The sequence below is a fragment of the Nonomuraea sediminis genome (assembly GCF_018531495.1).
Taxonomy (GTDB): domain Bacteria; phylum Actinomycetota; class Actinomycetes; order Streptosporangiales; family Streptosporangiaceae; genus Nonomuraea; species Nonomuraea sediminis.
This window is the reverse complement of the sequence record NZ_JAHDTI010000007.1, coordinates 513,597-535,930: the sequence shown is the minus strand read 5'-3', so window position 1 is coordinate 535,930 and position 22,334 is coordinate 513,597. Positions and strand designations below refer to the sequence as shown.

21 protein-coding genes and 1 pseudogene are annotated in these 22,334 nt (G+C 68.4%); 11 read left to right on the top strand and 11 right to left on the bottom strand.

All coding sequences use genetic code 11. The annotated features are described in order from the left end of the window. Positions 1-320 precede the first annotated feature (320 nt). From KIK09_RS30945 to KIK09_RS30925, 5 genes are all read left to right on the top strand, one after another. Complete coding sequence (locus tag KIK09_RS30945) at positions 321-1,211, top strand: LysR family transcriptional regulator (protein WP_214322917.1); 891 nt, start codon at positions 321-323, stop codon at positions 1,209-1,211. Positions 1,212-1,263: 52 nt separating this feature from the next. Further along, the gene (locus KIK09_RS30940; RefSeq protein WP_214322916.1) at positions 1,264-1,563 is read left to right on the top strand and encodes a DUF6506 family protein; all 300 of its coding nucleotides are present in this window, start codon (positions 1,264-1,266) and stop codon (positions 1,561-1,563) included. A gap of 351 nt (positions 1,564-1,914) precedes the next feature. Next, complete coding sequence (locus KIK09_RS30935; protein WP_214322915.1) at positions 1,915-2,274, top strand: STAS domain-containing protein; 360 nt, start codon at positions 1,915-1,917, stop codon at positions 2,272-2,274. A gap of 207 nt (positions 2,275-2,481) precedes the next feature. After that, on the top strand, positions 2,482-3,024 hold the full coding sequence (locus KIK09_RS30930) for a hemerythrin domain-containing protein (protein WP_214322914.1): 543 nt from the start codon (positions 2,482-2,484) through the stop codon (positions 3,022-3,024). 556 nt (positions 3,025-3,580) lie between these two features. After that, entirely contained in the window at positions 3,581-4,183 is a 603-nt protein-coding gene (locus tag KIK09_RS30925; RefSeq protein ID WP_214322913.1) for a D-glycero-alpha-D-manno-heptose-1,7-bisphosphate 7-phosphatase, read from the top strand. Positions 4,184-4,236: 53 nt separating this feature from the next. Here KIK09_RS30925 and KIK09_RS30920 read toward each other — a convergent pair whose 3' ends face one another. Together KIK09_RS30920 and KIK09_RS60670 are read right to left on the bottom strand one after the other, a co-directional pair. Further along, complete coding sequence (locus KIK09_RS30920) at positions 4,237-4,446, bottom strand: hypothetical protein (RefSeq protein ID WP_214322912.1); 210 nt, start codon at positions 4,444-4,446, stop codon at positions 4,237-4,239. A gap of 31 nt (positions 4,447-4,477) precedes the next feature. Next, positions 4,478-4,795: pseudogene (locus KIK09_RS60670) on the bottom strand (MFS transporter); the annotation flags it as partial. Between the two features lie 464 nt (positions 4,796-5,259). Here KIK09_RS60670 and KIK09_RS30910 point away from each other — a divergent pair. After that, a complete protein-coding gene (locus KIK09_RS30910) occupies positions 5,260-5,778 on the top strand; it encodes an LLM class flavin-dependent oxidoreductase (RefSeq protein ID WP_214322911.1) in 519 nt (172 codons plus the stop codon). A gap of 202 nt (positions 5,779-5,980) precedes the next feature. On the opposite strand, the gene KIK09_RS30905 is transcribed toward KIK09_RS30910, so the two are convergent. Further along, positions 5,981-6,850: an NAD(P)H-binding protein gene (locus tag KIK09_RS30905; protein WP_214322910.1), complete on the bottom strand. Its 870-nt coding sequence runs from the start codon at positions 6,848-6,850 to the stop codon at positions 5,981-5,983. Positions 6,851-6,862: 12 nt separating this feature from the next. Between KIK09_RS30905 and KIK09_RS30900 the strand changes: the two genes are divergently transcribed. Continuing rightward, entirely contained in the window at positions 6,863-7,300 is a 438-nt protein-coding gene (locus KIK09_RS30900; protein WP_250573982.1) for a winged helix-turn-helix transcriptional regulator, read from the top strand. A 170-nt stretch (positions 7,301-7,470) separates the two neighbouring features. On the opposite strand, the gene KIK09_RS30895 is transcribed toward KIK09_RS30900, so the two are convergent. Together KIK09_RS30895 and KIK09_RS30890 are read right to left on the bottom strand one after the other, a co-directional pair. Continuing rightward, positions 7,471-7,923 carry a VOC family protein gene (locus KIK09_RS30895; RefSeq protein WP_214322909.1) on the bottom strand — a complete coding sequence of 151 codons (453 nt, stop codon included), beginning with the start codon at positions 7,921-7,923 and terminating at the stop codon, positions 7,471-7,473. Further along, entirely contained in the window at positions 7,920-9,332 is a 1,413-nt protein-coding gene (locus tag KIK09_RS30890) for a diaminopimelate decarboxylase family protein (protein WP_214322908.1), read from the bottom strand. Before KIK09_RS30890 ends, KIK09_RS30895 begins: the two co-directional genes overlap by 4 nt. Before the next feature lie 139 nt (positions 9,333-9,471). Between KIK09_RS30890 and KIK09_RS30885 the strand changes: the two genes are divergently transcribed. Beyond that, complete coding sequence (locus KIK09_RS30885; RefSeq protein ID WP_214322907.1) at positions 9,472-10,506, top strand: Lrp/AsnC family transcriptional regulator; 1,035 nt, start codon at positions 9,472-9,474, stop codon at positions 10,504-10,506. Here KIK09_RS30885 and KIK09_RS30880 read toward each other — a convergent pair. Genes KIK09_RS30880 through KIK09_RS30870 form a run of 3 tightly spaced genes read right to left on the bottom strand, consistent with a single transcriptional unit; the run spans position 10,497 to position 13,584 of the window. Then, a complete protein-coding gene (locus KIK09_RS30880; RefSeq protein ID WP_214322906.1) occupies positions 10,497-11,519 on the bottom strand; it encodes a MaoC family dehydratase in 1,023 nt (340 codons plus the stop codon). The two genes, KIK09_RS30885 and KIK09_RS30880, sit on opposite strands and share 10 nt — an antisense overlap. Beyond that, a complete protein-coding gene (locus KIK09_RS30875; protein ID WP_214322905.1) occupies positions 11,516-12,328 on the bottom strand; it encodes an HpcH/HpaI aldolase/citrate lyase family protein in 813 nt (270 codons plus the stop codon). The genes KIK09_RS30880 and KIK09_RS30875 overlap by 4 nt, the downstream gene beginning before the upstream one ends. Positions 12,329-12,381: 53 nt before the next feature. Beyond that, entirely contained in the window at positions 12,382-13,584 is a 1,203-nt protein-coding gene (locus KIK09_RS30870) for a CaiB/BaiF CoA transferase family protein (RefSeq protein ID WP_214322904.1), read from the bottom strand. 102 nt (positions 13,585-13,686) lie between these two features. On the opposite strand from KIK09_RS30870, the gene KIK09_RS30865 reads away from it, so the two are divergent. After that, the gene (locus KIK09_RS30865; protein ID WP_214322903.1) at positions 13,687-14,847 is read left to right on the top strand and encodes an acyl-CoA dehydrogenase family protein; all 1,161 of its coding nucleotides are present in this window, start codon (positions 13,687-13,689) and stop codon (positions 14,845-14,847) included. Positions 14,848-15,466: 619 nt separating this feature from the next. Here the strand turns inward: KIK09_RS30865 and KIK09_RS60180 are convergent. Then, positions 15,467-16,108: a TetR/AcrR family transcriptional regulator gene (locus tag KIK09_RS60180; RefSeq protein WP_214322902.1), complete on the bottom strand. Its 642-nt coding sequence runs from the start codon at positions 16,106-16,108 to the stop codon at positions 15,467-15,469. A gap of 121 nt (positions 16,109-16,229) precedes the next feature. Here KIK09_RS60180 and KIK09_RS30855 point away from each other — a divergent pair, with 121 nt between their 5' ends. Next, positions 16,230-17,222 (top strand): substrate-binding domain-containing protein, encoded by a 993-nt coding sequence (locus KIK09_RS30855; RefSeq protein WP_214322901.1) that lies wholly within the window; start codon positions 16,230-16,232, stop codon positions 17,220-17,222. A gap of 1,608 nt (positions 17,223-18,830) precedes the next feature. On the opposite strand, the gene KIK09_RS30850 is transcribed toward KIK09_RS30855, so the two are convergent. Next, positions 18,831-20,396, bottom strand: a complete 1,566-nt coding sequence (locus tag KIK09_RS30850) for an MFS transporter (protein ID WP_214322900.1) — start codon at positions 20,394-20,396, stop codon at positions 18,831-18,833. A gap of 130 nt (positions 20,397-20,526) precedes the next feature. Beyond that, on the bottom strand, positions 20,527-21,537 hold the full coding sequence (locus KIK09_RS30845; protein WP_214322899.1) for an NAD(P)/FAD-dependent oxidoreductase: 1,011 nt from the start codon (positions 21,535-21,537) through the stop codon (positions 20,527-20,529). Positions 21,538-21,626: 89 nt separating this feature from the next. Between KIK09_RS30845 and KIK09_RS30840 the strand changes: the two genes are divergently transcribed. Beyond that, on the top strand, positions 21,627-22,199 hold the full coding sequence (locus KIK09_RS30840; protein ID WP_214323034.1) for a helix-turn-helix domain-containing protein: 573 nt from the start codon (positions 21,627-21,629) through the stop codon (positions 22,197-22,199). Positions 22,200-22,334 lie beyond the last annotated feature (135 nt).

The following is a 22,334-nucleotide window of genomic DNA, read 5'->3' as shown; positions in this document are numbered from 1 at the left end:
GTGCGAGGGCGTCCACACCATCACCGGCGACGGCCGAGTGGACACATAGATGGTGATCGTGTTGGCGTGGCTGAGCGGGACACCACGCCGCTGCTGCTCGGTGGCAGCCGGAAGTGGGCGATCTCCTCGGTCCGGCCGTGGGCCCCTCCTAGGGTGGAGAGCATCGACTCGAGATCAGAAACACCGACGCCCAACAGTCGCACTCGCCGCTTTCGATAGTCGTACACCAGAGCCCGCCTTCTCCGCGTTCGATACAGCACCCGCGAGCGTCGTCGATCAGGCATTTCCTGCTACATGGGTTGCATCCGTAGTCTCGTGGCATGGATCTCCGCCAGCTCCGCTACTTTCGCGCCGTCGCCGAGGAGCGGCATCTGACGCGGGCGGCAGAGCGGCTCGGCTTGCGGGGAACCTCGCTGAGCCAGCAGATCCTCGCTCTGGAGCGCGATCTCGGCGTGGAGCTGTTCCGTCGTACGACCGGGGGGATGGTCCCGACCGCGGCGGCGATGGCGTTGCTGCCACGGGCGGTGGCCCTGCTTGAGGCCGCCGACCAGGCGGCGAGGGTGGCGCGCGACGCGGCGGCGGGGCGACGCGTGCTCAGGGTCGGGGTGACACCAGGTTCGCCACCACACGTCATACCGGTGTTGTGGGAGGCTGCGCGAGACCTGGACATCGAGCCGGAGTTCCTCGACCTGCCTACCTCCAGCCAGGCGGAGCTGCTCCGGATGTCGGGGCTCGACCTGGGGCTCATGGTCCTGCCCGCCGACCTGGCCGGTCTCGACGCCACGCTCGTCAGCGACGAGCCGCTCGGCGTGCTGGTCGCCGACTCGCATCCTCTCGCGTGCCGCAGCTCGGTCACGTTCGCCGACCTCGAGGGCATGGAGCTCCTGTGGTTCAGGCGTGATCTGGCGCCTGGCTATCACGACGAGGTGTTGGACGCATGCCGTACGGCAGGCTGGGTGCCGGAGCGAGTCCGAGAGCGGCCCGCGCGCGAAGGTCTGTTCGCGGCCGAGCTGCGCTACGGCCGGGACCTGGTGGCGCTGCGTCCCGCCTGGGCGGCGATCAAGGGCACCGCCTGGGTTCCCCTGGCCGGCGAGCCGCCGCGCGTGCGTCATGTTCTGGCTCACGGTGGCACCGCGCTCGTCTCCGACCTGCTGCGTCAGGCGTTCCCTCCCAGGTCGGAGGCATCGCCTCGTGGACAGCGCGCCCGCTGACGCCTTTGACTGTGCCGGGTACCGACCGAGCACGGAACGAGAGAGAGTGACCATGGCACTCACACACTGGGCTTTCATCTACACAGCACCAGGAGTCGAGCCCGGCGGCCAGTGGACGACTGTCGACACCCAGGCCTGCCGGACGGAGCTCGTCGCTATCCAGTCCGTCGAGCACGTCGTGGCCGCCGCCGAGCGGCTCGCCGACCAGGGAACGCAGCTGATCGAGCTGTGCGGGGCGTTCGGTCCCTTGTGGACGGCAAAGGTGATCGAGGCCGTCGGCGGGCGAGTGCCGGTTGGCGCCGTCGGATACGGCCCCGAGGCGGTCGACCCCCTCCACGCGATCTTCTCCTGACGCCTACCCGGTGAACGCCGGGCAGGCAGCCCCGTGACGGCATCAGCCGCTTCCACGTGCTGATCCGTATGCCCGCCGGATGATCGGGCTCGTGCAAGAACTCGTACGCGCCGGGTTCCGTGCTGGTCCTGCGTTCCCAGACGCGGTTGGCGACGGCACGCCTTCCCCGCCAGGTATGAGTAGGAACGGTCATTTATGAAACTTTTGCCACGAAACTATATTCATGAAATATCCTTCGGGCTTAGCGTGAGGCGAAGGCCGGAGGACGTCATGCCTGATCATTTCCTTGATCCCAGGTTGCGCGATCAGAGTTTTCTCGATTACGTCGACATCACAAGCGGGAAGCACGCTATGACCACGCTTGTGGTGACGTGCGAGCACCTGGCTGCGCTCACGCTGGTGAGCGTGAGCGGAGAGGTCGACGTGACCAACTCCGACCAGCTTCGATCCGCTGTCGAAGAAGGCCGGCGTCCAGGCATGCCCCTGGTCTTCGACCTGTCCGCGATGACCTTCCTGGACAGCACGGGACTCAGCGTGCTGCTGGACACACACACCGCCGCCCAACGCGAGGGCGGCGCCCTGCTGCTGGCGGATGTCCAGCCGATGCCGTGGCGGATCCTGCAGATCACTGATGTGTTGTCGCGGCTGCAGATATATCCGACTCTCGAGCACGCTCTGAACGCCGCCATCAACGGCGAGCAGACCGCGTGACCGTCGGCCGATTCGGTTCGAGTTCATCCCGTGTCGGCGCGCTCCTGTGGCCACCCCTCTGTGCCATCGGCGTCATCACGACGGCCATCGCGAGCTTGTCGCCTGCCGTACCGCCTTCCTGTCCAGCCCCTTGACCTGGCGAGACATGACTGCCGATCAATCAGGCGGGTAGCCGAGTGGGACGCTCACGATTGAGGGAGGACGGACATGCCCGATGCCGTAGACATGATCATGGCTGATCATCGCGAGGTCGAGCGGCTCTTCGAGCTGCTGAAGGTCCAGAAGGACCAGCGGCCCCTGGTGATGCCGACACTGGCCGCGATGCTCACCGCGCACAGTCGCGCCGAAGAGGCCGAGGTATACCCGGTCGCCCGCGACGACGCCGCCCAGAGCGACCAAATTGCGCACAGCCAGGAGGAACACGCCAAGGCCGAGGATCTGCTCGGCCGCCTGATGGACTGCGACCCGCAGTCCGCCGACTTCGACACTGTGCTGCACGAGCTCGTCGAGGCCGTGAAGCACCACGTCGAAGAGGAGGAGAGGACGGTGCTGCCCGGCATGCGCGAGAGCCTGTCCGACGAGCGCAGGCAACAGTTGGGCGAGGCATTCGCGCTGAGCCGGGCAAAGCACCTGGGCGAGATGCCAGGTGAGGCAACGCGCGAGGAACTCGTGCGACAGGCGCAGAACCTCGGCATGCAGGGTGCGTCGTCGATGAGCAAGGAGGAACTGCGGCGCCGGCTCGCGCAATGACTCGGGGCTCGTACGGCCGGCTGCAGCCGTGCCGACATGGTCTGCGCACGGGCGCCGGAGCAGCAGATCGCGCCTCCGGCGCCCATCATGGCACGTACCGGCCCCCCGGTACCGGCCAGCCGCAGCATCGCATGAACTGAAGCCGGTCGTTATTTCCATACAATCAACCGCCGCTTGCCCGTGGAGGATCGAGCGCGAACCCGCACCGGCCCGTGGCGGAGAGTTGACCCGTACGGATATCAGGCCCGGGCGGGCAGGCCAATCCTTGACGTGATCCAGGCCTCGACTTGCGCGCGATTGCCTCCTGGGTTTGCGGATAGCCGCGGTATGGCTTTCACGAGGGCAGTTTGCGGTGTCGCCACGCCTGTAGCCAGGCATCCTTGCCACGCCTGGGCGGGCCCTGCCGTCCCGGTGTGCGGCGATCAATCTTGCGGTTGGTCGGTGGGCCACCGATGCCGCCGAAGGATCATGAAAGATCATGTTGATCCCGATCGCTACCGAGCATGAGTTTGCGGTCTTCGGGTAGCCGAAGACCGAGCGGTAAGGGAGGTGCCTGGTGTTCGGAGGCGGTCGTCCCTGCGCGGTCCTGTTCGACAGGGACGGGACCTTGATCAAGAACGTTCCCTACAACGGCGATCCGGACAAGGTGGAACCCATGCCGGGCGCCGTCGAGGCACTTCGCCGGTTGAGGGCTGCGAACGTATCGGTGGGCGTGGTCACCGACCAGTCGGGCGTGGCCAAGGGACTGCTCAGCGCGGACGACATGGACCGGGTCAACGTGCGCGTCGAGGAGTTGCTCGGCCCGTTCGATGCTTGGGCCATCTGCGTGCACGACGACGCCGATGGCTGCACCTGCCGCAAGCCCGCGTCCAGTCTGGTGATCAGGGTCGCCTGTGCACTGGAGATCAGCCCGCGCGACTGCGTGGTCGTCGGCGACATCGGCAAGGACATCCAGGCGGCCCGGTCGTCGGGAGCCCACGGCATCCTGGTCCCGACGCCGCAGACCCGCCCTGAGGAGATCGAGCTGGCCCGCGAGGTGGCGCGTGATCTGACCGAGGTGGCCGACCGGGTACTCAGCGCCACGCCTCGATCCGCTCCTCGAGCGCTGGCTCCCGGATCCAGCGCGTGGGCTCAGATGCTGGGGTGGAGCCACTGGTGAGGATTCTGGAGCCGCGTTGATCGCTCCCCCGTTGACCGAGGACGTGAGTCTCGCTATTCCTCGCGGTGGCGAGCGTTCCACAGTGCCGTGAAAGCGGCGCACGCGGCGATCGCCGCGGTTACGGCGGTGAAGGCGACGCGCAGCGCGAGGGCATCGCTGAGCAGGCCAACCCCGATCGCCGAGACGATCACGCCGGTGTAGACGCAGGTGGTGAAGGCCGCCGTCACCTCGCCTCGGCGCTCGGGCGGCGCCAGTTTGTCCACCTGGGTCTGCGCGCCGATGACCCTGGACCGCCCGGGCAGCGAACAGCCAGGCGACGCCCTGGGCCACGGTGAACAGAACCAGGGCCAGCACCGAGGCAACCAGTCCGAGCAATATCACCCTGCGGCGACCCAGCCGATCCGACAGCTGCCCGAACAGCAGCAAGGACGGGATCAGTACAGCCGCGTAAACGGCGAAGATCAGCGTGAGCGTTCCGCTGGAGAAGCCGAATTCATGCTTGTAAACCGCGTAGAGCGGTGTCGGCAAGTTGGCCGCCAGCAGCAGCACCAGGAGCGAGCCGGCCACGGCGACCGTGGGCCCACGTCTGGTCCGTACATGAGAAGACACCATCTACGACTCCAGCAGTCGGCGGGCGGCGTTCAAGACCTCTGACTTCTTGATCTCGAGCAGACCCGCGTCCGGCTCGTCGCCGTATCGTCCTTCCACAGCGCGATGTGGCGTTGGCCGCACTCGGGAAGGGCTTCGGCGTCGGTGCCGAAGCGCTCAGGAGGCAACCTGCGCGCGGCAGCTTGCCATAGGCGATGAGCTCTCCCGGCCAGGTGCTTCTCGGGTCCTGGCCATGCAGGTTGCGGATCTGCCCGGGACCACGGGCTTCGACCGGTCCGTCCACGGCGCCGATCATCGGCGGCAGCGCGGGCAGCGCCCGCGGGGCGGGGACGATCGTCAGCAGGTCGTCGAGTCCGAGCCCCCTGAGCACCGGAACGTGGAGAGCCATGCATCGCGGGCTACCCGATTTGTACGCTTTCAGACCATGAGACCGGATTGAAGGGAGAGCGTCGGGTAGGTGGCACGGCATGACAGAAATTGGATACACGATGATGTGCGAGCAGACGCCCGCCAGACAGCTGGTCGCGGACGTCGCCGGCGCCGAGGAGATCGGCTTCGACTACGCGGTGATCTCGGACCACTATTTCCCGTGGCTGGAGGAGATGGGGCATTCGCCTTACGCGTGGTCAGTGCTGGGCGCGGCAGCACAGGCGACCGAGCGACTGCCGCTGATGACGTACGTGACCTGCCCGATCATGCGCTACCACCCCGCGGTGGTGGCGCAGAAGGCTGCCACGATGGGCGAGCTCACCGAGGGCAGATTCACACTCGGGCTCGGCGCGGGCGAGAACCTCAACGAACACGTGGTCGGATGCGGCTGGGTCCCATGCGGTTCGGATGTCGAGGCTGTCGTGAATGCCGTGCGTGACTACGTGGAGGCCGGGTTCACCCACATGGCGCTGGTGCAGATCGGCCACGATCACCAGGACATCTTCCTGGAGTGGGCGGCCAAGGAACTCCTGCCCGCGCTCAGGAACACGAGTTGAGGGTCTGCCCGGTCCTCCTCGAGCTTCGGCTTCAACGGCCCACCTCGAAGCACTCGTGATAGCGCTGCCGGGCCTGCCGTACAACACGATCGTCGAGCCAGGAGCGGCTCGTGATCAGGCTCGGGCCGCAGGGCCGTGGCGCCGGCACCCACCCGCACTGGCGGTCATGAGCTGGGCCGAGACGCGCGCATCCCTCAGCTCGTCAGCGGGTGTGCAGTGCCTCGGGGTGGGCTGCGAAGTAGTCCGCGATCGACGTGGGTGCGCGGCCGGTGAGGCGTTCGACTGCGTGCGTGGTCACGTCGAACCAGCCTTCGCGCTTGTATGTCCCCAGGCCCGTCCAGCCCTGGATGTACATCTCGGGGAGTCCGCGTTCGGACAGCGTCGCGGCCAGTTCGGCGTCCGAGACCTGCTCGCAGCGGACCGGACGGCCGGTGACCTGGGCCAGCGCGTCGGCCACATCCGTGTCCGTCACCGCCTCGGGGCCCGTGACTTCCAGGAGTTGCCCCTCGCAGCCGCCCTGGGCCAGCACCGCCGCGGCCACGGCGGCGCTGTCGTCGCGGGTGATGTGCCCCACCCGGCCGTCACCCGAATTGCTGGGCAGCACGCCGGTGGCGACGGCGAGGGCGGGCACACCGACGAGGTTCCACATCTCCGGCCACTGGTTGAACCGCAGCGCCGTGAACGTCAGCCCCGACTCGGCCAATAGTCGCTCGGTCTCCTTGTGGTTCTGGATGAGCGCCTGCGGCTGGCCCGGCTCGCCCGCCCTGGCGAACGACGTGTAGATCACGTGACCCACCCCGGCCTTGGCCGCCGCCTCGATGGCGTTGACGTGCCCGCGAGGCGCCCCGCTGAACGAGCCCATACTGATCATCAGCAGCCGCTCCGCCCCCTCGAACGCGCTGGGCAGACTCGCCGCGTCGTCGAAATCGGCGTAGCGGGCGGCCACGCCGAGATCGGCGACGGCATCAGGGGTACGGGACAACACCACCACCCGGGCGGCGTCCACCCGCTGGAGAAGGTGCTCGACAGTGAGGCGTCCGAGCCGGCCGGACGCTCCGCTAACCACGATCACGACAAATCCTCCTTGAACGTCGAGGTGCGTACCCTGATCCTTGGCCAGCAGGCACAAGGTCCGAAAGAAGGCACATCTATGTCCACTGCCGCCATCATCGTCCCCGTCACTGTGGCCGATCACGAGAATTGCCCCGCGACCAGCGTCTTGCGCCGGGTGGGCGACAAATGGAGCGTCGTGATCCTGTCGGTCCTGGGGCACGGCACGCTCGGATTCAACGAACTGGACCGATCCGTTGAGGGCCTCAGCCGCCGCATGCTCACCCGCACGCTGCGCGCCCTCGAAGAGGACGGGCTGATCAGCCGAACGCTCCATCCGAGCGTGCCGCCACGTGTCGACTACGCACTCACCGACCTGGGCCGCTCCTTCCTGGAGCCGGTGCGCGCCCTGGGCCTATGGGCCCTCGCACACCGGTCCGATCTCGAAGCTGCACACACCCGTAACAGTTAGAGAGTTTTGAAGCTGGGAGTTACGTTGTCGGGGACGTCCTGCTGGGGAAGGCCGGACCGTGGTGCAGTCCGAGGACGAGCCCGACGGCGTACATGAAGAAGATCGCGCCCCGGCGAGTTCCAGGGCGGGGACGCAGATGTGGAACAGGTCGAGCAGCCAGGCGGCCGGCCCTACCTCCGCGCGGCGAACTGGATCAGTTCGACCACATGGCGGTCGGGATCGAGCACGTACACGAGCCGCGCCCCGTCCCAGTGCCCGTGCCCTGACATCGTGACCGGCTCCCCGGTCAGCGGGTGGATCCCGGCCTCGGCCAGGCGTGCGAGCAGCTCGTCCAGGTCCTGGACAACCAGGGCGACGTGCCCGCCTCCCGCGCTGCTGACCGGCGGCGCGACCGACGGTGCGCTCTTGGGCCTGCGGTACTCCAGCAGTTCGATCATCTGCCCCCGGCCCGCGTCGAGCATGGCGAAGGCGAGCCAGGCGTCCTCGATGCCAGCGGCACGGGCCTGTGCCTCGCCCTGTTCGAGCAGCGGCATGCCGAGCAGATCGTGGTAGAAGGCGAGCGAGAGCGTCAGGTCGGCGCAGGTGAGCCCCGCGTGGTCGAGTACGGGCGTGGTGCTGGTCATCGGGCGGCTCCGGTGAAGGTGTGGTGGAGGTGGTCGGGCAGGGTGTCGCGGGCGAGAAGGTCCTCGATGCGCTCGGCCCGCCGTACCAGGTGGGCCTGCGTGCCGTTCACCAGCACGGTCGCGGGGCGGGGCAGCAGGTTGAGGTTGCTCGCGTTCGCGTCGTTGTAGGCGCCGGTGAAGCAGAAGGCCAGCAGGTCGCCCGCGCTCATGGCGGGCAGCGTGGCGGTGCGCGCGAGCACGTCGGACATGCAGGAGCGGCCGACGACCCGGACGTCGACCGCGGTCTCGCTCTCCGGCAGCCGCACGGGGATCACCGGCGGACGGCCGGCCTGGTCGGCGATCTCGGCAAGGAACAGCTGCGAGGTGTCCGTCTCGTACCAGGTGAAGGGGAAAGGCTGGGTCTGGCGCTTCACGTTGAGCAGGGTCGCCACGTGGATGCCGCACGGCCCGAACAGCGCGCGGCCCGGCTCGACCTCCAAGGTACGGCCCTTGACGCCGATGCCGCCCGCCGCCAGGCCCTTGGCCAGGTTCTCGCAGACGACCTCGGCGTAGCGCTCGATCGACGGCGGGACAGGGGGGACGAAGCTCGGGTTCGCCCGGCCGAACCCGTCGATCTGCGGCGCGAATCCGCCGCCGACGTCGATGGTGTCCGGCGTCCAGCCGCCCCACAGCTCCGATACCTCGGCGGTCAGCTCGCCGAACCGCCTGCTGAACCCGCCGATGACCGACAGGTCGGTGGTGTAGCGGCCCATGTGCATCATCACGCCGGTGACCCGCAGTTCCGGCGCGGACAGCGCGCGACCGGCCTCGGCCAGGTCGTCGTAGGGGACGCCCGACTTGTAGGTGCCGTAGATGTCGGCGATCGGGACGCCGAAGGACTCCATGCGGGCGTCGGTCTCGTAGTAGGGCCGCAGCCGGATCCGCAGGTCAGCCTGCTTGCCGACGGCGCGAGCCGCGGCCACCGCGAGTTCGATCTCCCGTACGTCGTCGATGGTGACGCGGGCGCCGAGCGCCACGGCGCGCTCGATCGTGGCGCGGTCCTTGCCGGTGCCGTTGAGCGAGATCAGGGCGGGGTCGATCCCGGCACGGACCGCGAGCTCCAGCTCGCCCGGGCCGACCAGGTCGGCGCCCATGCCCTCCTGCGCGAGCACCCGCTGGAGTGCGAGCACGGGGTTGGCCTTGACCGCGGGCAGCACCTGGACCGGGCCCTGGGGCCAGGCCCGCTCGAACGCGGCGCGGATGCGGCGCGTCTGGCGCCGCAGGGTGGACTCGGACAGCACGAACAGCGGTGCGGAGAACCGCTCGATCAGGGCGTCCACCCGCACGTCCTCGATCAGCAGGTGGCCGGACTCGCGGCGGAGCATGCCGTCCGACAGCGCCACCGCATCGGCGTCATAGGATTCGCTCATGCATGGCAAAGTAGTTGATTACATAGCGTTGCACAACTGTTCTTCATAGTTGAGACCGTCAATCGTTAATATTTCCGCTGTCGAGATCGGGTTGGGGGGTCGCGTGGCGGACAGGCGACGGTCATGCTTCCATTGCGGGGTGACCGATGCCCTCCAAGACAGCCGCGAAGCGCAGGATTCGCCCGCGCTGGACGAGATCGACCGGCGGATCATCGCCGAGCTGCAGGACGACGGCAGGCGGACCTACGGGCGCATCGCCGAGGCGGTCGGGCTCACCGAGGCGCCGACCCGGCAGCGGGTGGCCCGCCTGACCAGGTCCGGGCTGATCGAGATCGTGGCCATCACCAACCCCGGCGCCTTCGGCTTCCGGCTGCGGGTCGCGGTCGGCCTGCGCTGCGAGGGCGACCTCGACGCCATCGCAGCCGCGATCAGCGAGGTGGACGAGGTCGACTGGCTGGTCGCCACCGCAGGCCGCTACGACCTGATGGCCGAGCTCCGCTGCGTGGACGAGCAGCACCTGTACGGCCTGCTCGCCGAGCGCATCCGCGCGGTCCGAGGGGTGCGCGACGTCGAGACCCTCCTGTATCTCAACCTGTTCAAGGCCTCCTACTCCTGGCCCCCCGGCTCGGGCAGGCGGGTGCCCGACGAGCCTGCCGGCGCCCGGCGATGCCCTCCGGTCCTGCCCGCGCTGACCGGCAGCGGTGAGGAGGTGACGCTGGACGCGACCGACCGGCGCATCGTCGCGGAACTGCAGGAGGACGGGCGTCGGACCTACGGCCGGATCGCCGAGGCGGTCGGGCTCAGCCTCGCGCCGACCAGGCAGCGGGTGGCACGCCTGATCGACACGGGCGTCATCAAGATCGCGGCCATCATCAATCCGAGGAAGGTGGGCTTCCTGCACCGCGCCGCCATCGGCCTGCGCTGCGAGGGCGACCTCGACGTGATCGCCGCGGCGATCACGCAGGTCGACGAGGTCGAGTGGCTGATGGCCACCGCGGGCGGCTTCGACCTGATGGCGGAGGTCAGCCACCTCGACGCCGAGCGCCTGCACCGGCTGGTGACCGACCGCATCCGCACGGTGCCCGGCGTGCGCGGGGTCGAGATCCTGCTCTTCCTGTCCATTTTCAAGGTCAGGTATCCGTGGCCGCCGGGGATGACACGGGTCTACCCGTAGCCGGCGGGGCCGTAGGGGCCGTCAGCGTCTCTGCGGTGCACCAGCAGGGAGCGCCGGAACGACAGCACCGGTTCGTCGCGCTGGTTCACCGCCCGTGTGGCGACCGACAGGACCCCCTCGGCGGGACGCGATCTCGACGGGCGGGCGTCGAGGATCTCCGACTCGGCTCGTACGGTGTCACCCGCGCGCACCGGGGTTGGCAGCTCGATGTCGTACCAGCCGAGGTTCGCCACCACCCGCCCGAAGGTGCGCGTCGACGCGGTCGCGGCGGCGGCGAGCACGAACATCTCGGTGACCAGGGGCGGATCTTCGTGGTAGCCGGGCGCGAACTCCATCGACCTGCGGGCCAGCCCGATCGCCTCCTCGTGGAGAAAGGTGTATCCGGGGTGGTGCGCGAACCGCTCGCCCGGCCGGCAGTCCTCGAAGAACAGGCCGTACCGTTCCCGCAGATCACCGTCGACCAGGTCGTAGGCCGCGAACCTCGGCTCGGACACCGGCGGTCCGCCGGGATCGGCGTCCGGCCCCCGTCCCCGGCGGTAGATCTCCGCTCGGTAGCTCAGGTCGATCACCTCGGCGCCGGACGCGTTCAGCCCACGCGTGCGCACCCGTACGACGCCGGCGTCCGGATCGCCGCCGGGGTCCACCGCGAGGATCTCCGACTCGGCGTACAGGGTGTCGCCGCCGAACACAGGCGCCCGCAGGCCGATCTCGTCGAACCCCGGCAGCCTGCGCCGCCGGGCGAACGTCTTGGCGCACAGGCCGATCACTCGTTGCGCGGTGAGCGTGCTGACCATCAGCGGTCTGCCCCACGCGGTGTGCCCTGCGTAGGCGGCGTCGAAGTGCAGCATCGCGGAGTTCATCGTGTCCAGCGCGTGCTCGGTGTTGTCCTGCTGGGACAAGGTGACTCCTGGCCGGTGCCGGAAGCGCTGTCCCACGGCGAAATCCTCGAAGTCGAGCCCGAACCGCTCGGCGTACCTGCCGGGAGCGAGCAGGTAGTACGCGGAGAACGTCATGCGCCACCTCCCGCGCGTTCGACGACGAGCCGGGCGCGGCGCACCTGGGCGGCGTCCACCATCGATCCGCGAAAGCGGACCACCCCGCCGCCCTCGGCCGCCCGCAGCACCGCGTGCGCGTCCGCGACCTGCCGCGCCGTCGGCGTGAACGCCTGCCTGACGCCGTCCACCTGCTTGGGGTGGATCGCGAACTTGCCGGTGAAGCCCAGCGCGCGGGCGCGGCGGCACTCCTCGGCGAGCACGGTGGCGGAGTCCAGGTCGAAGCAGGGCATGTCGAGTGCGCGGATCCCGGCCGCCGACGCGGCCCAGATCAGGCGAGCCCGCGCGGGCAACATCGGCTCCCAGGTCGGCTCGGCATCCAACGCCGCGGCCAGGTCGGCGCCACCGAAACCAAGGGCGACCACGTGCGGGTCGGCGGCGGCGATCTCCGCGGCGTGTTCGAGCCCCGCGCCGGACTCGATGCCGCACACCAGCTCACCAGGCCAGTCCCGGCCGCCGAGCACCTGAGCGCACAGCCGCGCCTCGGCCGCCGACTCGACCTTCGGCAGGACGACGAAGTCCGGAGACCCGGCCGGACCGTCGAGCAGGGCCGCGAGATCACGGATTCCGTCGGGTGTGGTCAGCGCGTTGACCCGCACCCCGATCGGCAGAACCTGGGCGGATTCGACCGCGCGGACGGCGGCTTCGCGGGCGGCCGGCTTGTTCGCGGGGGCGACCGAGTCCTCCAGATCGATCACCACCGCGTCGGCCCCCGCGGCCTGCGCGCGTGCGATCCGGTCGGGCCGGTCGCCTGGCACGAAAAGGATCACCCGAGCTGGGTCGATGCTCCTGCCACCGTTCGCATCACGGTGCTTCTCGATGCTCATATCACGCCCAGAGCGCGTAGTTCGTCCAGGTCGGCGGCCGTTCTGCCCAGTGCGGTGAGCACCTCGTCGGTGTGCTCGCCGAGGGTGGGCGCGCAGGTGGGCGGTCGTCCCGGGCCGTCCGTCCTGATCGGGCCGGCGAGCATCCGCAGCGCGGTGCCCGTGCCCACGTCGATCCGCTCGACCCGGTCGCCGTCCAGGACCATGGGGCTGTCCATGGCCTCGGGCAGGGTCAGGATGGGCGCGGCGGGCACCGCGTCGCCGAACAGCGCCAGCCACTCGGCCGTGGTGTGCCTGGACAGTTCCCCGTCGAGCAGGCCGGTCAGCTCGTCCCTGGCCGCCAGCCGGTCGGCGAACGTACGGAACCTCGGTTCCTCGCCCCACTCGGGACGCCCGATCCGCGCGCACAGCAGCGGCCAGAACTTCTCCTTGTTGCACATCAGGTAGATCCAGCCGTCCGCCGTGCGGTAGCTCTGGCACGGAGTGAGGGACGGATGCGCCGAGCGGGGCAGCCGGGACGTGCGCAGCCCGCCGTTCAGGTACCAGTGCGCCGGGTAGTTGAGGTTGAACAGCGCCACGTCGAACAGGCTGACGTCCACGTCGCCCCCCAGGCCCGTGGCCCGCGCCCGCAGGATGCCGCTGACCGTGGCGAGGGCGAGCACCACGCCACCGGTCAGGTCGATCATGGAGACACCCATCCGGGACGGCGGGCCGTCCGGCTCACCGGTCAGGTCGAAGTACCCCAGCTCCGCCTGCATCAGGTAGTCGTAACCCGGCCGCGCCACCCGCTCGCCCGTGCGGCCGTAGCCGGTGAGGTGCCCGCACACGATCCGTGGGTTGGCCGCGCGCAGCCGGTCAAAGGTGAGGCCCAGCCGTCCGGGTACGTCGCCGCGCAGGTTGCTGACCACTGCGTCGGCGCTGGCGGCCAGCTCGGACAGGATCTGCCTTCCCCTGTCGTGCGCCAGGTTCAGGGTGAGGCTCTTCTTGCCGCCGTTGAGACCCTGGAAGAACACGCTGCGCGCGGTCTCCGGCAGGTCATCGCGGAACAGCGGGCCCACCGACCGGGACACGTCGCCGTCGCCCGGCTGCTCGATCTTGACGACCTCGGCGCCGAGGTGCCCGAGCAGCTGCGTGCCGAACGGCGCCGCGCCGTACTGCTCGACCGCGAGCACCCGCACCCCGCTGAGCAAGTTGGTGCGCATCTCGCTCCAATCAGTTGAGTGATCACCTTCGAGTGATTGTTTTGGGAAGTATCTGGCGCGAATGCTACACATAATCGTCGTCAAGTCCTACAGTCTCCAGCTATGGACTTTCAGCTCACCGATGATCAACAAGCCATCCGGCTCGCCGTCCGCGACGTCTGCGCCCGCTTCCCCGGCCAGTACTGGCGCGAACTGGAGGCGAACGGCGAGTACCCGGCGGAGTTCGTCCGCGTCATGACCGAGCTCGGCTGGCTGGCCACGCTCATCCCCGAGGAGTACGGCGGCGGCGGGCGCGGCGTCACCGAGGCCGGGATCATCCTGGAGGAGATCCACCGGTCGGGCGGGCACGCGGGTGCCTGTCACGCCCAGATGTACACGATGGGCACCGTGCTGCGGCACGGCAGCGAGGAGCAGAAGACGCGCTACCTGCCGGAGATCGCCGCAGGCCGGCTACGCCTGCAGGCGTTCGGGGTGACCGAGCCCGACGCGGGCTCCGATACCACCAAGATCACGACCAGGGCGGTGCGCGACGGCGACCACTACGTCATCAACGGGCAGAAGGTCTTCACGTCCAGGATCGCCTACTCGGACCTGATGCTGCTGCTGGCCCGCACGACCCCCGCGACCGAGGTGACGCGGAAGACCGACGGCCTGTCGGTCTTCCTGGTGGACCTGCGGGAGGCCGGGCCGAGCGTGTCGTGGCAGCGCATTCCGGTGATGTCCGCCCACCACACCTACCAGGTGTTCATCGACGACCTCCGGGTGCCGGCCGAGAACCTGATCGGCGGGGAGGGACGCGGCTTCTCCTGCATCCTCGACGGGATGAACGCCGAACGTGTCCTGGTGGCGTCAGAGGCCCTCGGCGACGGCCGCTTCCTGGTCGAACGGGCCGTCGACTACGCCTCGAAGCGGGAGGTCTTCGACCGCCCGATCGGCGCCAACCAGGGCGTCCAGTTTCCTCTCGCCCAGGCCCACGCCCAGTTGGCGGCCGCCTCGCTCATGCGCTTCCACGCGGCCGACCTGTTCGACCGAGGCCGGCCGTGCGGGGCCGAGGCCAACACCGCGAAGCTCCTGGCCTCGCAGGCGTCCTGGTCGGCGGCCAACGCGGCCATGACCGCCTTCGGCGGCAACGGCTTCGCCGTCGAGTTCGACGTGGAACGCAAGTTTCGCGAGGCCAAGCTCCTGGAGATCGCCCCCGTCAGCAACAACCTCGTCCTGTCCTACCTCGGCCACCGCGTACTCGGCCTACCACGCTCATACTGAGAGCCCCACCGTCCGCGGAAGTTGTGCCTGCCGAAAACTCCGTCCGTGCAGGTCAATCGGCACGTGAGTATTCGTGAAGGACTCCACCGAGCTGATCCCGTCGGCATACGTTCAGATCGACGATTCCAGCCGGATCGGTAATGGGATCCGGTGCCAAGCCTGGTGGCCTCGACGAAAGGTCTGCAATGACCGCTATCCCACAGATCCGGACATGCGGCGCGCTCCGACGCTGTCGCTTCCCCCTCAACTCGACAACAGCCGGGCGGCGCCCTCGTCGTCGCGCGACGCCGAACCGAGGGCGCGGTCTTTCCAGGGTCGCGTCTCTTCGGATCTGCCGCAGACCAACCAGGAAGCTCAGGGAGACTGGACGCGCGCTGTAGAGCGCTCGCCGATGTCAGCAAGAAGCAAGTTCTCCCCCAACCAGGCGCAGGTTGAGAGCACGGATGGAGCGGACCGTGGGCGGGCACCCACGCCGCTTTGGCCGGCAGTCGCGTTCGTCGCTCGCGCGCGGGCCCGGCGCTTCGGATCCCCCGTCGCTCAGAGCCGCCTGGTGTCCTGGTCGAGCGAGGAGAAGGAGTGCAGGCGCGGCCTTCGCCGTACGGAGCCTGAGCGCGCATGCTCAGCCATGACCACGGATCAGCCCGGCGTCGCTGAGTATGACGCGGACGTCGTGCGTAAAGCCGGCGGTGTCGTCTAGTCCGAACGCCGTGTACTGCAGTACAAAACCGTGCAGCAACGCCATCACCACCCGCGCTCCGCGATCGGGATCCAGTTCGGGCGGCACACTGCCCGCCCGCTGACCATTGCGGAGCGCTTCCGCGATGCGTTCACGTACGCGCTCGAAGCCCGCTCCGGCCTGCTGTCGTAGCCCTTGGTGTCGTAGCAGCTCGCCCCACGCCTGGACGGCGCAGCGCAGAAGCTCGTCAACAGGGACGGCCTGGCCCGTCTCGTCGACGGCGAGGTCGCCGCTCATCGGGTCGACCGCCGCCGCGACCAGATCGGCAACCGTCACGTCGCCGGCCACGTCGACGAGGCGCTCGACGGGATCGAACATCATGCGGAAGGCGTCGCCTGCTATCTCGAGGATGATCTCTTCTTTGCCGGCGAAGTAGCGATAGGGGGCGCCGACCGACACACCCGCTTCAGCTGCGATGTCGGGCATCGAGGTCTGGTGGAAGCCGTCACGCGAGAAACAGCGACGGGCCGCCGCCACGATCTGCGACCGGTTCGCCGCCCGACGTTCGGCGGAGATGCGTGGCACAGGTCACACCCTCTTTCCGTGAATGAATGGTCATTCACCTTGACGGTATCAGGCGCCTGCGATCACCATAAAATGAAAGATCGTTCACGGAAGCAGCCTGCGAGGAGAAGGAGCCCTGTTCATGACCGATCTGAAGCTCAAGGTGGGCGTCTACCGGTACGAGCACACCGAGCCGCTGTTCGACGGGCGGGTCGCGATCGGCGGCGTCGACGTCGCCCTGGACACCTCGCCGCTGATCTCCGACGTCTTCTGCCGCATGGCCAAGGGGGAACTGGACATCGCCGAGTTCGGGTTGACCTACTTCCTGCGCACGTTCGATCTGGACGATTCACCCTTCCTGGCCCTGCCGATCTTCCCGAACCGCAACTTTCGTCACTCGGCACTGTTCATCAACATCGACAGCGAGATCGAGAAGCCGGAGGACCTCGTGGGCAAGACCGTCGGGGAGTTCGCGCTGTGGGGTCACGACCCAGGTGTCTGGATGAAGGGCGTCCTGGCCGACGAATACGGTGTGACGCCTGATCAGATGGACTGGGTGATCGGCGGTACCAATCACCCGATCCCTGCCTTCGACTGGATTCCGCGGCCCGTCCCGGACGGGGTTCACGTCCGCCACACCGACGGCGACCAGACCCTGGGCGCCATGCTCGAAGCGGGTGAGATCGATGCCCTGCTGTCGGTCGACGTCCCGCAGGCCCTCATCGACGGCTCGACGAAGAAGATCCGGCGGCTGTTCGTCGACTATGAAGCGGTCGAACGGGACTACTACCGTCGCACCGGCATCTTTCCGATGATGCACGTCGTCGCGATCCGCCGTGACCTGGCCGAGGTGCCCGGTCTGGTGGAGTCGGTGTACGGCGCGTTCAACGAGGCCAAGGACATCGTGCAGGAGCGGTACCGGACTGGTGCATCCAAGCAGCACATGGCCGTGATCACTCCCTGGTTCAGCGAACTGTTCGCGGAGAACCGCGCGCTGCTCGGCGAGGACTGGTGGCCCTACGGCCTCGACGCCAACCGCAAGGCCGTCGACACCTTCCTGCGCTACCACCACGAGCAGGGCCTGTCCAAGCGACTGCTCACTTCCGAGGACATCTTCGTCCCCGGCACCCATTGAGCCCTGCCGTCCCACCAACTCACGGCATCGGGTCGGGTCCCTGCCATGCAGACGAACGTGTGCTCAGATCGGTCGGGTCCGTACGGTTACTGGCTTTGTCGCAGATTCGGCTCTGTCTCTCTTTCTAGACAGACCCGACGTTATCTGCCGGAAGTTCGTGAACGGAAGCCAGTAAAGTTGGTCGGACTGTTGATGCGATCGCAGGAACGTTACCTTGTCGCGTTTCGCAGTACCCCAAGATGTTGCTGAGGGAAAGTTACGATCTCGCGGTGCGATCATCTGCGTTCGTCGACAGATGGAGGACCGCTCTGTCGAGCCGAAGGTGGCCGTGGACCGTCGGTCAGGTCATTGGTGTAGGGCTCGTAGGTTCGTTACTTGGCCCTGGGTTGTTTCCCATCGCCGTTTTTGTTCTCGGGTTGGGCCCGGTCGTCTTGCTCATTGCTGCTCTTTTCGCGATGACCGTGTTATATGTCGTGGCGCTCATGACGCCAAGGGGTTCGCCATTAACGGTTACTCCAGGCGGGAGATTGCTGTGGGCGGGCGCGGTCTTGATTCTTGCGGTGATTGGCTGGATCGCCGGAGCGTTGGCCCTCAGCAAGCTTGGGCTATCCACGACCGACCCAGTGTGGTGGTCGTTGCTCAGCGCGGTTCCCTTCGCTTTGGCGGCAGCGCTCTGCGCGGGAGGATGGACCTCCCTCGTCTCATTCCTCTTGACCACAGCGCTGATCCTGACGGCCTGTTCCTAGCGGTTGCCGGATGCTGGGCCGGCGCTCACCGATCCTCGGCTCCGGCGAGCGAGCTCGCGACACGGGTTCGCCGTGAGCGCGTTTCAGGACTTGGCGAAGAGGTTGGATTTCGTATCGGTGCTGCTTGTTCAGTTGGGTGATCTGGCTGGTTAGAGCCATGATGATGGCGTTGTCGCCAGCGGGCTGGTCGCTCGGTTCAGGAGCTGGTCGGGCTCCGGGCTCGCATGCGGGTGCGGAGTTCAGGGTGATTGTAGAGGGAGGCGTGGGAGACTGCGCCCACCGCTCCATGACCGCGTTCATGCGTGGCATGTGGACGCCGGTGAGCACCGTGTGGATACCAGCCTCGGCGAGGATCTCCTCCATAAGGGCTGCGAACTTCCCATCCCGGTCATGGATCAGATATCGCGCCCGGCCATGCGCGGCGCGTCGGTGACGGCCGGAGCATGTGTGCCCTGGCCCTGGTGCCGATGCCAAGGCTCGCCGCCGCGCGGTTGGCCGTGGCCTGAGCGTTCAACGGGTGCCTGCATGCTGTCGGACACCCCGGGGGACGCCGCCCAGGACCTCCCGCCTGCCTGACAGCCCATCACGCTGCAGCGTGTTGACGGCGTTGGACACCGCCGAGCGAGTCATGGCGGACATCTCGGCGAGGTCGCTCACCCGGGTCGGCCCAAGCAGCCAGAACTTGAGGGCGAGGTGCTCCTCGGTGATTGTCTGCGGTCAGCTCGATGGTGCTCATCCGTGGTACTCCTGCTTGGTGGTCCGAGGGCTGAGACGGTTGGGCGTTGGGGACCGCGACCTCGCGGTGCCCAACGCCCAGCCCTGGGACGGCAGGCTTCGTGCCGTCTGCCCACCGCTTATGCCGTTATCGGGCGGTGACGGCCTCGGTGGCCTCGGCGTCGTCGTCCGCCACGGGGGCGGAGTGCTTGGGGCCGCGTAGGGCGATGTAGACGAACAAAACACCCATGACGGCGACGCCTACCCACATGGCCTGCTGCCAGCCGTCGGCGAAGGACTGCTTGGCGGCGTGGACCAGGTCTTGGGCGTGCGAGCCGGTGCTGCCCGCCACCTCGACGGCATTGGCGATACCTTCGCGCGCGGTGTCCGCGGCACCCTGGGGAATGCCCTGCAGGCGGTCGTCGATGGCGCTGCGGTAGCCGGCGGACAGCAGCGCTCCGAGCAGGGCGACACCGAGGGCGGTGCCGAACTCGCGGGTGACGTCGTTGAGTGCGGAGGCGACGCCCTGCTTCTCGCGCGGCAGTGAGCCGGTGATGGCCTCAGTGGAGGGTGTCATCGACAGGCCCATGCCGATGCCCATGGCGAGCATGCCGGGCAGGATGGTCAGGTAGCCGCCGTCGGCGGAGACAAAGAGGGCTATGAGGGCCAGGCCGACGGCGGCCAGCGCGATGCCGGTAGCCATGGTCGAGCGGGAGCCGATGCGTACGGCCAGCTTGGGGGCGAGGCCGGAGGCCATCATCATCATGACGGCCATGGGCATCAGGGCCAGCGTGGACAGCAGCCCCGACCAGCCGAGCACGGCCTGGAAGAACGGGAAGAGGACCACGGCGATGCCCGCCTGGACGCCGAAGACCACCAGCAGCGTGATCGAGCCGCCGGCCAGGCCACGCTCACGGAACAGGCGCACGTCCAGCATCGAGGCGTCCCGGCGGTGCAGCTCCCAGGCCACGAAGCCGATGGCGGCGATGAGACCGCCAGCGAAACTGATCAGAGTCGCGGGCGCAGTCCAGCCACGCTCGGGGCCCTCCTGCAGCACGAAGATGAGCCCGACCACCGCGACCGTGGATACCAGCGCGCCGACGGTGTCGAAGCTGTGGGCCGACCTCTCGCGGGAGTTGGGGACCGACTTCAGCGTCATGGCCAGGGCCACGATGATCAGGACCACGGGCAGGACGAACAGCCAGCGCCAGTCGGCGACGTCGACGAGGAGCGCGGAGAGGAACATGCCCAGGATGCCGCCGCCTCCGGCGACGCCGGTCCACACGCCGATCGCCCTGCCGCGTTCCTCCTCGGGGAAGGTGGAGGTGATGACCGCGAGCGTGATGGGCATGATCATCGCGGCGCCGACACCGCTGGCCGCGCGCCCGGCCAGCATCACCTCTGCCGTCGGAGCCAGGCCCGCCGCGACGCCGGCGACGCCGAAGACACCCAGCCCGGCGATCAGCATGGGCTTGCGGCCCAGACGGTCACCGATCGCGCCGAGCGGCAGCAGCAGCGCGGCCAGGGCCAGGGTGTAGATGTTGATGATCCACAAAATGGTGTTCTGCGAGGCGCCGAACTCGATGGCCATGTGCGTCTGGGCGACGTTCAGCCCGGATACCGAGGCGATGACGGCCATCAGCGCGATGGAGACGGCAATCAGAATGGTGCGCAGCTGACGCGCATCCGGTGCGCCTCCGTCAGCGGCCGCCACGTGTGGAGGCTGGTTCGTACTCATGAATTCCTCTCAAAATGGGCATGCAGAATCAGCGCCGGAGCAGGTCCGGTCGCCGAAATGGATGGATCGCGCGCGGGTGAGCGGTGGGCTGGTACGAGCCCTGACGTCAGGCGGTGGTGCCGGTCTGGGCGGCGGCGAGGGCCACGTCGGTGTCGGCGGTGGCCAGGAGGGCGTTGATGTGGGAGCCGGCCAGAGCGCCCGCCGCGGCGGAGGCGCCCACCTGGGCGGTCAGGTCGGTGGCGTTGCCGGCGACCCACACGCCCGGCACCTCGGTGGTGCCGGCCATGCCGGAGGCGAAGCGGCGGCCCATGTTGTCGGGCAGGTCCTCCATCGGCAGCTTCAGGCCGTTCAGGCCCTCGGTGCGGGCCTGCATCCGCGTGGCGACCGCGAGGACGCGGCGGGCCACGACCGTGCCATCGGTCAGGCGCACGCCCGCGATGCCGCCGTCCTCGCTCGTCATGACTTCCTGCACCGGGGTGTCGACGCTGCGGATGTTGCGGGCGGCGAAGCGCGCTCGGGCGTCCTCGTCGAGATCGGTGCCGTGGGCGAAGTAGATGAGGTCGTCGGTCAGCTGGCGGAACAGCAGCGCGTGGTGGATCGAGGCGGAGCCGGTGGCGAGGATGCCGATCGGTTCGTCGCGTACCTCCCAGCCGTGGCAGTACGGGCAGTGCACCACACCGTGCCCCCAGTGCTCGGCGAGGCCGGGCACGTCCGGCAGCACGTCCCGCAGGCCGGTGGCCACCAGCACGCGGCGCGCCGTCACCGTGCCGCCGTCGGCCAGGCCGACCATGAAACGCAGATCACCGTCGACGGCTGGGGCGGCCGGTTCGGCAGAGGTCACCTCTCCGAAGACGACCCGGCCGCCGTACTGGCGCACCTGCTCCCGGCCCCGCTTGAGCAGATCGGTGGGCGGCGTGCCGTCCAGCACGATGAAGCCGTGCATGGCCTCGGCAGGCGCGTTACGCGGGGTGCCGCTGTCGATCACGACGACCGCGCGGCGGGAGCGGGCCAGCATCAGCGCACCGTTCAAGCCCGCGGCACCGCCGCCGATCACCACAACGTCCACGGTCTCACCAGGCAGTGCGTCGCTCGCGTAGCGGGAAGTCTGCACAGACATGCCGCCTTTCTCGTGCGTGGCCCAGCCGCTTCCGGCCTTCCGCACACGACGCTAAGCCGGCATTGCGAGAAAGGCATAGAATGATGCGTATGGCGCAAGAAAATGGAGAGCTGGACAGCCTTGTACGCAAACGCATTCGCGCCCTGCGGGTCGCGCAGGGCTGGTCCCTGGATGAACTGGCCACCCGCGCCAATCTCAGCCAGTCCTCACTGAGCCGCATCGAGAACGGCCAGCGCCGCCTCGCCCTGGACCAGCTCGTCACCCTCGCCCGCGCCCTGGACACCACCCTCGACCAGCTCGTCGAGACCGCCACCGACGACGTCGTCACCAGCCCGATGATCGACCGCACCCACGGCCTGATGCGCTGGCCCGTGAAGGGCGACCCCGGCATGAGCGTCGTACGGCAGCGCATGACCGAGCCACCGCCCGACAACCCCGCCCGTATGCGTGCCCACCCCGGCCGGGAATGGCTGGTCGTACTCTCCGGCACCGCGATCCTCATGCTGGGTCACCGGCGCTTCCGTCTCGAGACCAACCAGGCCGCCGAGTTCCCCACCATGATGCCGCACGCCATCGGCGCCGAAGGCAGACCATGTGAAATTCTGGGCATCTTTGACCGCGATGCCCGCCGCGGACACCAGCGCGACAGCGGCAGCGACTGAGACACCCCTGGCAGCAGCGAATGACCGCAACGCGCACCCTCGGTACGGGTGCGCCTTGCGCGTCGGGCACCGCCATGCGCCGACATCTTGCGCACCCTGGGAGCCATCGTGCCGTGTAAGCAAACCCGCCTTACG

Bases quoted from the DNA above. Each gene is read 5' to 3' on its own strand.
- KIK09_RS30895 (WP_214322909.1), bottom strand. From the start codon at position 7,923: ATGACCAGCACCACGCCCGTACTCGACCACGCGGGGCTCACCTGCGCC.
- KIK09_RS30865 (WP_214322903.1), top strand. From the start codon at position 13,687: ATGGACTTTCAGCTCACCGATGATCAACAAGCCATCCGGCTCGCCGTC.
- KIK09_RS30870 (WP_214322904.1), bottom strand. From the start codon at position 13,584: ATGCGCACCAACTTGCTCAGCGGGGTGCGGGTGCTCGCGGTCGAGCAG.
- KIK09_RS30935 (WP_214322915.1), top strand. From the start codon at position 1,915: ATGACCACGCTTGTGGTGACGTGCGAGCACCTGGCTGCGCTCACGCTG.
- KIK09_RS30940 (WP_214322916.1), top strand. From the start codon at position 1,264: ATGGCACTCACACACTGGGCTTTCATCTACACAGCACCAGGAGTCGAG.
- KIK09_RS30855 (WP_214322901.1), top strand. From the start codon at position 16,230: ATGACCGATCTGAAGCTCAAGGTGGGCGTCTACCGGTACGAGCACACC.
- KIK09_RS30845 (WP_214322899.1), bottom strand. From the start codon at position 21,537: ATGTCTGTGCAGACTTCCCGCTACGCGAGCGACGCACTGCCTGGTGAG.
- KIK09_RS30945 (WP_214322917.1), top strand. From the start codon at position 321: ATGGATCTCCGCCAGCTCCGCTACTTTCGCGCCGTCGCCGAGGAGCGG.
- KIK09_RS30930 (WP_214322914.1), top strand. From the start codon at position 2,482: ATGCCCGATGCCGTAGACATGATCATGGCTGATCATCGCGAGGTCGAG.
- KIK09_RS30840 (WP_214323034.1), top strand. From the start codon at position 21,627: ATGGCGCAAGAAAATGGAGAGCTGGACAGCCTTGTACGCAAACGCATT.
- KIK09_RS30880 (WP_214322906.1), bottom strand. From the start codon at position 11,519: ATGACGTTCTCCGCGTACTACCTGCTCGCTCCCGGCAGGTACGCCGAG.
- KIK09_RS30910 (WP_214322911.1), top strand. From the start codon at position 5,260: ATGACAGAAATTGGATACACGATGATGTGCGAGCAGACGCCCGCCAGA.
- KIK09_RS30890 (WP_214322908.1), bottom strand. From the start codon at position 9,332: ATGAGCGAATCCTATGACGCCGATGCGGTGGCGCTGTCGGACGGCATG.